Annotated in this window: 11 protein-coding genes; 1 reads left to right on the top strand and 10 read right to left on the bottom strand. The window is 51.2% G+C overall.

Translation table 11 applies throughout. The features are described from left to right. The 9 genes from ABOC97_RS20115 to fkpA form a co-directional block, all read right to left on the bottom strand. A partial coding sequence (locus ABOC97_RS20115) for a GTP-binding protein (RefSeq protein ID WP_349601184.1) occupies positions 1-563 on the bottom strand: 563 nt, incomplete at its 3' end. Positions 564-632: 69 nt separating this feature from the next. After that, on the bottom strand, positions 633-2,747 hold the full coding sequence (gene fusA, locus ABOC97_RS20110) for an elongation factor G (protein WP_234502711.1): 2,115 nt from the start codon (positions 2,745-2,747) through the stop codon (positions 633-635). A gap of 96 nt (positions 2,748-2,843) precedes the next feature. Continuing rightward, positions 2,844-3,314 (bottom strand): 30S ribosomal protein S7, encoded by a 471-nt coding sequence (gene rpsG / locus ABOC97_RS20105; RefSeq protein WP_052282782.1) that lies wholly within the window; start codon positions 3,312-3,314, stop codon positions 2,844-2,846. A gap of 95 nt (positions 3,315-3,409) precedes the next feature. Next, the gene (gene rpsL / locus ABOC97_RS20100; RefSeq protein ID WP_003023654.1) at positions 3,410-3,784 is read right to left on the bottom strand and encodes a 30S ribosomal protein S12; all 375 of its coding nucleotides are present in this window, start codon (positions 3,782-3,784) and stop codon (positions 3,410-3,412) included. A gap of 123 nt (positions 3,785-3,907) precedes the next feature. Next, positions 3,908-4,195: a sulfurtransferase complex subunit TusB gene (tusB, locus tag ABOC97_RS20095; protein ID WP_349601180.1), complete on the bottom strand. Its 288-nt coding sequence runs from the start codon at positions 4,193-4,195 to the stop codon at positions 3,908-3,910. Between the two features lie 7 nt (positions 4,196-4,202). After that, positions 4,203-4,562: a sulfurtransferase complex subunit TusC gene (gene tusC / locus ABOC97_RS20090; RefSeq protein ID WP_349601178.1), complete on the bottom strand. Its 360-nt coding sequence runs from the start codon at positions 4,560-4,562 to the stop codon at positions 4,203-4,205. Further along, positions 4,562-4,948, bottom strand: coding sequence for a sulfurtransferase complex subunit TusD (gene tusD, locus ABOC97_RS20085; protein WP_349601176.1), 387 nt, complete (start codon positions 4,946-4,948; stop codon positions 4,562-4,564). The genes tusC and tusD overlap by 1 nt, the downstream gene beginning before the upstream one ends. After that, a complete protein-coding gene (locus ABOC97_RS20080; RefSeq protein ID WP_052282786.1) occupies positions 4,948-5,670 on the bottom strand; it encodes a helix-turn-helix transcriptional regulator in 723 nt (240 codons plus the stop codon). Before ABOC97_RS20080 ends, tusD begins: the two co-directional genes overlap by 1 nt. Before the next feature lie 165 nt (positions 5,671-5,835). Then, entirely contained in the window at positions 5,836-6,657 is an 822-nt protein-coding gene (fkpA, locus tag ABOC97_RS20075; protein WP_234502705.1) for an FKBP-type peptidyl-prolyl cis-trans isomerase, read from the bottom strand. A 231-nt stretch (positions 6,658-6,888) separates the two neighbouring features. On the opposite strand from fkpA, the gene ABOC97_RS20070 reads away from it, so the two are divergent. Beyond that, the gene (locus ABOC97_RS20070; protein ID WP_061282479.1) at positions 6,889-7,107 is read left to right on the top strand and encodes a protein SlyX; all 219 of its coding nucleotides are present in this window, start codon (positions 6,889-6,891) and stop codon (positions 7,105-7,107) included. 114 nt (positions 7,108-7,221) lie between these two features. Here the strand turns inward: ABOC97_RS20070 and slyD are convergent, their stop codons facing one another. After that, positions 7,222-7,812, bottom strand: a complete 591-nt coding sequence (gene slyD, locus ABOC97_RS20065; protein ID WP_349601173.1) for a peptidylprolyl isomerase — start codon at positions 7,810-7,812, stop codon at positions 7,222-7,224. Positions 7,813-7,855: the final 43 nt, after the last annotated feature.

The raw sequence follows: 7,855 nt of genomic DNA, 5'->3' as shown, positions 1-7,855 counted from the left end.
TTTGCTTCCCACTCAGCTTCGCCTTCCAGCGCTTTCAGCGCGGAACCACGAACGATAGGAGTGTCGTCGCCTGGGAAATCGTACTGAGACAGAAGTTCACGAACTTCCATTTCTACCAGTTCCAGCAGCTCTTCGTCATCAACCATGTCGCATTTGTTCAGGAACACGATGATGTACGGAACGCCTACCTGACGACCCAGCAGGATGTGCTCACGAGTCTGTGGCATAGGGCCATCAGTCGCAGCAACAACCAGGATAGCGCCATCCATCTGCGCAGCACCGGTGATCATGTTTTTAACATAGTCGGCGTGGCCTGGGCAGTCTACGTGTGCGTAGTGGCGAGTCGGGGTGTCATATTCAACGTGGGAAGTGTTGATGGTGATACCACGAGCTTTTTCTTCTGGTGCGTTATCGATCTGGTCGAAAGCACGAGCAGCACCGCCGTAGGTTTTAGCCAGTACGGTAGTGATTGCAGCAGTCAGGGTAGTTTTACCGTGGTCGACGTGGCCGATAGTACCAACGTTGACGTGCGGTTTTGTACGTTCAAATTTTTCTTTAGACACGGCTATATTCCTTACTATAGTGCTCTCCCCTTTGGAGAGAGCACGGGACTTAGGTTTTAATCCTGTGGCTTATTTACCACGGGCTTCAATAACGGCCTGAGCAACGTTGTTCGGCGCATCGTCGTACTTCAGGAACTCCATGGAGTAAGAAGCACGGCCTTTGGTCAGTGAACGCAGCTGAGTTGCATAACCGAACATTTCGGACAGCGGAACTTCAGCGTGGATCACAACGCCAGTAGCGTTGGATTCCTGACCTTTGAGCATACCACGACGGCGGCTCAAGTCACCGATTACGTCACCGGTGTTCTCTTCCGGAGTCTCTACTTCAACCTTCATGATAGGCTCAAGCAGAACTGGTTTCGCTTTCTTAAAGCCATCTTTGAAGGCGATAGAAGCGGCCAGTTTAAACGCCAGCTCGGAGGAGTCAACGTCATGGTAAGAACCGAAGTGCAGACGCACGCCCAGATCAACAACCGGGTAGCCAGCCAGTGGGCCAGATTTCAGCTGTTCCTGGATGCCTTTATCAACGGCAGGGATGTATTCGCCAGGAATTACACCACCTTTGATGTCGTTGATGAACTCGTAGCCTTTCGGGTTCACACCCGGCTCCAGTGGGTACATGTCGATAACAACATGACCGTACTGACCGCGACCACCAGACTGCTTAGCGTGTTTACCTTCGATATCGGTAACTTTCGCGCGAATCGCTTCACGGTAAGCAACCTGAGGTTTACCGACGTTCGCTTCAACGTTGAATTCACGCTTCATGCGGTCAACGATGATGTCGAGGTGCAGTTCACCCATACCAGCGATGATGGTCTGGTTAGATTCTTCATCAGTCCATACGCGGAATGATGGATCTTCTTTAGCCAGACGACCCAGAGCCAGACCCATTTTTTCCTGGTCAGCTTTGGTTTTCGGTTCTACGGCGATAGAAATTACCGGCTCAGGGAATTCCATACGCTCCAGAATGATCACGTTATCTGGATCACAGATGGTATCACCAGTGGTAACGTCTTTCAGACCGATAGCAGCAGCGATGTCGCCCGCGCGAACTTCTTTGATCTCTTCACGTTTGTTAGCGTGCATCTGAACGATACGGCCAAAACGCTCACGAGCAGATTTCACCGGGTTGTATACGGTATCGCCAGAGTTAACCACACCGGAATACACACGGAAGAAGGTCAAGTTACCAACAAACGGGTCGGTTGCGATTTTGAACGCCAGCGCAGCAAACGGCTCTTCATCACTTGCATGACGCTCAGCCGGAGTGTCTTTACCGTCGTCCAGCATACCGTTGATCGCAGGTACGTCGACTGGGGATGGCAGGTAATCAATTACCGCATCCAGCATCGCCTGAACACCTTTGTTCTTGAACGCAGAACCACAGGTTACCAGGATGATTTCGTTGTTCAGAACACGCTGACGCAGAGCTTTTTTGATCTCTTCTTCAGTCAGTTCTTCACCACCCAGGTATTTCTCCATCAGCTCTTCTGAAGCTTCAGCAGCGGACTCGATCAGGTTCTGGTGCCATTCGTCAGCCAGGTCCTGCATGTCAGCTGGAATATCTTCATAAGTGAAGGTTACGCCTGCATCTTCTTCGTTCCAGTTGATGGCTTTCATTTTCACCAGGTCAACGACACCGGTGAAACCTTCTTCAGCACCAATCGCCAGCTGCAGCGGAACAGGGTTCGCGCCCAGACGGGTTTTGATCTGACCAACAACTTTCAGGAAGTTTGCACCCATGCGGTCCATTTTGTTAACGAACGCAATGCGTGGAACTTTATATTTGTTTGCCTGACGCCATACGGTTTCAGACTGTGGCTGAACACCACCAACTGCGCAGTAAACCATTACCGCACCATCAAGAACACGCATGGAACGTTCTACTTCGATAGTGAAGTCAACGTGCCCCGGGGTGTCGATGATGTTTACACGGTGTGGTTCATACTGCTTAGCCATACCAGACCAGAATGCAGTAGTCGCAGCGGAAGTGATGGTGATACCACGTTCCTGCTCCTGCTCCATCCAGTCCATGGTAGCCGCGCCGTCATGAACTTCACCGATTTTATGGTTTACACCGGTGTAGAACAGAATACGTTCGGTAGTAGTGGTTTTACCGGCGTCGATGTGCGCACTGATACCGATGTTACGGTAGCGTGCGATGGGTGTTGTACGAGCCATTTGATTCCTCGTTTATCTTTTTAGGCGTTCAGTTAAGTAACCCAAAGCGGGCAGCTTCTCTGAAGCGCCCGCCTGGTGACTAATACTCCGAAGGGATTACCAACGGTAGTGTGCGAACGCCTTGTTGGCATCTGCCATACGGTGAACGTCTTCACGTTTCTTAACTGCAGTACCTTTGTTGTCTGCAGCATCAGAAAGTTCGTTCGCCAGGCGCAGAGCCATGGATTTATCACCGCGTTTACGAGCAGCTTCAACGATCCAACGCATTGCCAGAGCATTACGACGAACCGGACGGACTTCAACTGGAACCTGATAAGTAGAACCACCAACGCGGCGAGACTTAACTTCGACAGTCGGACGCACGTTTTCGAGGGCTACTTCAAAAGCTTCCAGGCCATCTTTACCAGAACGCTGAGCCAGGGTCTCCAGCGCGCTGTATACGATGGTTTCTGCGGTAGATTTTTTACCATCTACCATCAGGATATTTACAAATTTAGCCAGCAGCTCTGATCCGAACTTAGGATCCGGCAGGATTTTACGCTGACCAATGACGCGACGACGTGGCATGGGAATACTCCGTTGTTAATTCAGGATTGTCCAAAACTCTAAGAGTTTAGTTTGACATTAATATAAAACGTTTGGCCTTACTTAACGGAGAACCATTAAGCCTTAGGACGTTTCACGCCATACTTGGAGCGTGATTGCTTACGGTCTTTAACGCCGGAGCAGTCAAGCGCACCACGAACGGTGTGGTAACGAACACCCGGAAGGTCTTTTACACGACCGCCACGGATCAGGATCACGGAGTGTTCCTGCAGGTTGTGACCTTCACCACCGATGTAGGAAGTCACTTCAAAACCGTTAGTCAAACGCACACGGCATACTTTACGCAGTGCGGAGTTTGGTTTTTTAGGAGTGGTGGTATATACACGAGTACATACGCCACGTTTCTGCGGGCAGGCTTCCAGCGCAGGCACGTTGCTCTTTGCAACTTTGCGTGCGCGTGGTTTGCGTACCAGCTGGTTAACTGTTGCCATTAAATAGCTCCTGGTTGTAGCTTTCGCTTCGTAAACACGTAATAAATCGCCTCATGCAATATGAGGACGCGAAATTTTAGGGCTATGCCGATAGGGTGTCAAGAAATATACAACGGTCACACGTTACCAGGCGATTTGCGCCGGGTGTTTTACCGTTAACCTGACGAAGTCAGTATAGCTGACCATCATAGCATCGCTCGAAATTTGAGCACAAAGACCCCGCGCCTGCGCATCCTCATTCAACACGTAGATGGATATGGGGGCTGTGCGGAGGATTTCAACAAAATGGCTGTTTTCTACTGCGGCCAGCACGCCATCGGCTATTAACAATAAATCATCACCCTCGTCCATAAGACGGAGCATACCCGCGATATCGGCATGCCACGGAGAGGTTCTTAGCGTATGCAGCATAGGGGCCTCAAAAACGCAAAATCACATCGTATTCGTTAAGCTGCTGACGCAGCGCGTCCGGTTCAAGCACTTCCACTTCCGTTACGAACGACGCTTCTGCCGTCAGCCCACGCTCACGCATGGAGGCCGCGCAAACCCAGCAGTTCTCGATGTCATAAAGCGCCAGCAGTTTGAAGGTCGCGATGTAATCGCGCGCCAGAATCACGCCAGGCTTTTGTTGACTCAATGGCTGAAACACGCCGTCGCCAATGAAAAAGACGCCGAGGTCATCACTTAATGCTGACGTCGCCAGCAGCGCGTCCAGCCCTTCCCGGCCCGCAGAGCTGCCATGCGGCGCAGAGGTAAATACAAACGCAACGCGCTTCATCAGAATTGTACCGTTCGATCGCAGGTCAGCGCGGCTTCAGCCAGCGCACCCAACCCACTAAGAGAAAAGCCAGGCTGTAGATTAAATCCCGGTAGCCCTAACTGCGCGGCTTCCTTCTCATCGGTGATACCACGGCGCAACGCCGCAGCAACACAAATATGCAGCGCCACGCCATGCGCGTCATGGAGCGACTGCCACGCGCGGACAACATCGAACTCATCGCTGGCCGGAGAAGTCAGCTGGTTGGCGTTATACACCCCTTCCCGGTAGAAAAAGATGCTGGCTATCTCATGGCCTTCCGCCAGTGCAGCCTGGGCAAACTGCAGCGCGCTGCTTGCCTGCTGCGTGCCGTAAGCAGGGCCAGTCACCATGATGGCAAAACGCATTACTTATCTTGCCCCACAAAATCACCGCTTTTGAACTGGCGAATGTAGAGATAAACCGTATGTTTGGAGATGTTCAGGCGGTCGGCAACCTGGTTGATGGCATCTTTGATATCAAAGATCCCTTTCTCGTAAAGATTAAGCACGATCTGACGATTTTTGGCGTTATTGGAAACGTTGCGATCGGCATTCACCTCTTCGATGGTGAACTCCAGCGTCTGGGTAACAAGATCCTCAACCGAAGAGGCAAAGTTAACCGCAGAGCCGACTTCCGGTGTTTCCGGCGGAATGAAGGTATTCATGATCTGCGAGAACGGTACATCAAGGTTCATGTTGATGCACAGTAAACCGATAACACGGTGCTCGCGATTGCGAATGGCAATGGTGACGGACTTCATCAATACGCCACTTTTGGCGCGAGTAAAATAGCATTTGGAAACGCTACTATCCGCTCCCGTCATATCGTGCAGCATACGTAGCGCGAGATCGGTAATCGGAGAACCAATTTTGCGGCCGGTATGTTCGCCGTTTGCAATGCGTATTGCCGAGCACTTTAGATCCTGCAGTGAGTGCAACACGATTTCACAGTGGGAACCAATGAGCATCGCCAACCCGTCCACCACCGCTTCGTAGGATTTCAGGATATCGAAGTCAGTTTGATCGAAAGGACGTTGATCCAGTAAATCAAGTTCACTGGTTTCGTTGGTTAAAAGCGACCTGGACATGAAAAAAAGCACTCCTTTTCAGGAGCCTGTCGTTATGTTGTCAGGGCAGGCTCATCACTATTAGGGGCATCTAAAGTAATACAGCGCATAAGGCGCTTTCCAGCATTAATTATATCCAGCGGATAATAAAAAGCCGCCGCCCAGTGGGCGGCGGCTTTTATGCTCTTATTTTTTAGCAGCGTCTGCGGCTTTGTCAGCCGGTGCAGCTTCAGGCTGCGCATCCGCTTTCGGAGCCGGTTTGATGTCTAACAGTTCAACATCAAATACCAGCGTAGAGTTTGCCGGGATACCAGGAACGCCGGTTTTGCCGTAAGCCAGATCCGGTGGGATGACCAGCTGGATTTTACCGCCCTTCTTGATATTTTTCAGACCTTCGGTCCAGCCTGGGATTACACCATCCAGACGGAAGGAGAGAGGCTCACCGCGAGTGTAAGAGTTATCGAACTCTTTACCGTCGGTCAGGGTACCTTTGTAGTTAACCACCACGGTGTCACTGTCTTTAGGCGCGTCACCGGTACCTTCTTTCTCAACCTTGTACATCAGACCGGTTTTAGAAGTTTTCACGCCTTTTTCTTTGGCGAACTTCTCGCGGAAGGCTTTGCCTTTCGCTTCGCTATCAGCGGCGTCTTTTTCCATCTTAGCCTGGGCAGAGGCCTTCACGCGGGTTTCGAATGCCTGCAGGGTTTGTTCAATTTCCTGATCGGACAGTTTGCTCTTATCAGCAAAAGCGTCCTGAACGCCGGCGATCAGCTGGTCTTTATCCAGTTTGATGCCCAGCTTTTCCTGCTCTTTCAGAGAATTTTCCATGTAACGACCCAGCGATGCACCCAGTGCATAGGCAGATTTCTGGTCGTCATTTTTGAATGCGGCTTTACTTTCAGCGGCTGGTGCCGCTTTCGCTGCGGTATCAGCAGCAAAAGTCAGTGGCGCATTCAGTGCAACGGCCATTGTGGTTGCCAGAAGCGTTACTTTAAACAGTGATTTCATCCATCTCTCCAGGGCCGGGGCCTCTCGCCCCAATGTTAACTAAATGAGAAGCGTACTATAGAACGTTGTAGGGGAAATCTACATATCAACGCTTCTTATATCGACTCTTTTCAGACTCTTTTTGTTTAAATAAGTTTCCGCTCACGCACAGGAGTGCTGCACAGCCGAAAAAAGTTGAGTAGAATCCGCGCGTCAGAAACGCTTTTGGCGATAACAGTAGAGAGAGACATCATGAAGGAAACAACTATCGAAGTGCGTTTGGCTGAACTTGAAAGCCGACTGGCCTTCCAGGAGGTAACCATTGATGACCTCAACCAAACGGTCACCGCCCATGAACTTGAAATGGCGAAACTGCGCGAACACCTGCGTCTGCTGACGGACAAACTGAAGGCTAGCCAGCCGTCAAACATTGCGTCCCAGTCAGAAGAGACGCCACCGCCTCACTATTGAGACGAAAAAAAAGCGGGGAAACCCGCTTTTTTTGTGCCGGAAAGTTATCCGGCCGATAAAACGTTCTCTATCGGTAGGCCTGATAAGCGTTACGCCATCAGGCAAGCAGACCGATTAGTGGCAACCGCAACCGCCGTTACCGCAACCGCCTTTACCATGTTCATGACCATGGTCGTGATCGTGGCCGTGGCCACCGCAGCAACCTTCGTGGTCATGGTCGTGATCGTGGTCGTGACCGTTTGCACCGTGAACGTGGCCGTGAGCCAGTTCTTCTTCGGTAGCTTCGCGGATAGCGACAACTTCAACGTTGAACTTCAGGTTCTGACCCGCCAGCATGTGGTTACCATCAACCACTACGTGCTCGTCTTCCACTTCGGTGATTTCAACCGGAACTGGACCCTGGTCGGTTTCAGCCAGGAAGCGCATGCCAACCTGCAGTTCGTCAACGCCCATGAAGACGTCTTTAGGAACGCGCTGAACCAGGTTTTCGTCGTACTGACCGTAAGCGTCATTTGCGCCTACTGCCACGTCAAATTTATCACCAACTTCGTGACCATCCAGCGCAGTTTCCAGGCCGGAGATCAGGGAACCGTGACCATGCAGGTAGTCCAGCGGTGCACTTACCGGAGACTCATCAACCAATACACCGTCTTCTGTACGTACCTGATAGGCCAGGCTGACCACCAGGTCTTTTGCTACTTTCATGATATCTCCTGAGCATGGGAATATTTCGTGGCGCAGATTGTAG

It is taken from the genome of Kluyvera huaxiensis (assembly GCF_040149365.1).
Lineage (GTDB): Bacteria > Pseudomonadota > Gammaproteobacteria > Enterobacterales > Enterobacteriaceae > Kluyvera > Kluyvera intermedia_A.
Note: the sequence above shows the minus strand (reverse complement) of the source record. Positions and strands in the feature narration are given on the sequence as shown.

Bases quoted from the DNA above. Each gene is read 5' to 3' on its own strand.
- fusA (WP_234502711.1), bottom strand. From the start codon at position 2,747: ATGGCTCGTACAACACCCATCGCACGCTACCGTAACATCGGTATCAGT.
- rpsG (WP_052282782.1), bottom strand. From the start codon at position 3,314: ATGCCACGTCGTCGCGTCATTGGTCAGCGTAAAATCCTGCCGGATCCT.
- rpsL (WP_003023654.1), bottom strand. From the start codon at position 3,784: ATGGCAACAGTTAACCAGCTGGTACGCAAACCACGCGCACGCAAAGTT.
- tusB (WP_349601180.1), bottom strand. From the start codon at position 4,195: ATGCTGCATACGCTAAGAACCTCTCCGTGGCATGCCGATATCGCGGGT.
- tusC (WP_349601178.1), bottom strand. From the start codon at position 4,562: ATGAAGCGCGTTGCGTTTGTATTTACCTCTGCGCCGCATGGCAGCTCT.
- tusD (WP_349601176.1), bottom strand. From the start codon at position 4,948: ATGCGTTTTGCCATCATGGTGACTGGCCCTGCTTACGGCACGCAGCAG.
- ABOC97_RS20080 (WP_052282786.1), bottom strand. From the start codon at position 5,670: ATGTCCAGGTCGCTTTTAACCAACGAAACCAGTGAACTTGATTTACTG.
- fkpA (WP_234502705.1), bottom strand. From the start codon at position 6,657: ATGAAATCACTGTTTAAAGTAACGCTTCTGGCAACCACAATGGCCGTT.
- ABOC97_RS20070 (WP_061282479.1), top strand. From the start codon at position 6,889: ATGAAGGAAACAACTATCGAAGTGCGTTTGGCTGAACTTGAAAGCCGA.
- slyD (WP_349601173.1), bottom strand. From the start codon at position 7,812: ATGAAAGTAGCAAAAGACCTGGTGGTCAGCCTGGCCTATCAGGTACGT.